At 28.2% G+C, this 1,524-nt stretch carries 2 protein-coding genes; one reads left to right on the forward strand and one right to left on the reverse strand.

The genetic code is table 11. From position 1 onward, the window contains the following. The first annotated feature begins 30 nt into the window (after window positions 1-30). Window positions 31-639, forward strand: coding sequence for an NUDIX hydrolase (locus NSA58_RS20045; RefSeq protein WP_079764817.1), 609 nt, complete (start codon window positions 31-33; stop codon window positions 637-639). A gap of 25 nt (window positions 640-664) precedes the next feature. On the opposite strand, the gene NSA58_RS20050 is transcribed toward NSA58_RS20045, so the two are convergent. Further along, window positions 665-1,524: D-alanyl-D-alanine carboxypeptidase family protein (locus NSA58_RS20050; protein ID WP_257560918.1), on the reverse strand; the 860-nt coding region annotated here is incomplete at its 5' end.

Here is a 1,524-nt window from a genome sequence, read left to right on the forward strand (position 1 = left end):
TAATAAGTTTAAATTTTAGGAGGCATTATTTTGAAAGACATAATTGATAAATTTAATAATTATGAACCTTATATAAATGGCTACAAATCTATGAGAAGAGCTTCTGTTTTAATACCTTTAGTAAAAGATAATGGAAAGTACTCTATTTTATTTGAATTAAGATCTAAAAAAATGAGGCGTCAGCCTGGTGAAATTTCTTTCCCTGGTGGTGGAATTGAAAGTAATGAAACTCCAAGAGAAGCTTGTATAAGAGAAACTTGCGAAGAAATCGGTACCACCGAAGATAATATTACTATTATATCACCTTTGGATATTTATGTATCACATGCAAATTTAATCATTCACCCTTATTTAGGTGAAATAAAAGATATAAGTGACTTAAATATTAATAAGGATGAAGTTGATCATATATTTTTAGTACCAATTGACTATTTAATGAAATATGATGCAAATATGTATACAAATGACGTAAAAGTAGTTCCAAATGAAGATTTTCCTTATGATAAAATACCAAACAAAGAAAAATATGAATTTGCCATAGGTGAATATCCTGTTTGGTTTTATGAATATAAAGATTACGTTATTTGGGGCATAACTGCTAGGATTTTAGAAAACTTTTTAAATTTTTTAAAAAGCTAAATAAGACTCATAAGTTTTATGAGTCTTATTTTATGCTTTGGTATAAACACAAACTATCCATCCATCTTCCTTTATCTGTTGAGCCCATTACAACACAAATATATGTCTTATTATCTATATCAGCAACAGAAACAACACATTTCCCAGCATTTAATGAACTTCCTGTTTTTAAACCCTTTATATCAGAATAATAATATTCACTATAAGGATTTATTAGCTCATTAGTATTTTCATATTTAACTTGACTACCGTTTGGATATTCATCATTCAATTTATATTTTGATACAATTGAACTTAATAGTTTTGACTTCATAAATTCATCACCTATACAAGCTAAATCCTTAGCCGTAGTATATTGTCCACTTACATCATATCCATCTGGTCTGATAAAGTTAGAATTATTAGCTCCAATTGAGACAGCTTTTTTATTAGCATAAATCATAAAATTTGAAATAGCATCTTCCATAGATAGTTTTTCATTAGATATTTTTTCACCTGTATATCTTGCCAAGACGTAGGCTGCATCATTTCCCGAAGGGAGAAGCAGTCCATCTAATAATTGCTTTATAGTTACCACATCACCTTTTTTTAGCCCAGCTTTTGAAGCGTCATTAAATACAAATTTAATCTCATCCCCTACTGTGACTTCTTCATTAATATTACAATAGTCTGCTACAGTAAGGGCAGTAATCATTTTTGTAGTACTTGCAGGTGCAATTTTTTCATCACCACTTTTACTATAAATAATACTTTTATTATCTGCATCAAGTAAACATGCATTTCTAGCTTGAATATTATCTGAGTTTTTATAATTTATATATAATCCACCACATATTACTGTAATAAAAATTAAAACAAAGTAGCAAAGTAAATACTTCATATTAT

The organism is Terrisporobacter muris, from assembly GCF_024621905.1.
GTDB classification, from domain to species: domain Bacteria; phylum Bacillota; class Clostridia; order Peptostreptococcales; family Peptostreptococcaceae; genus Terrisporobacter; species Terrisporobacter muris.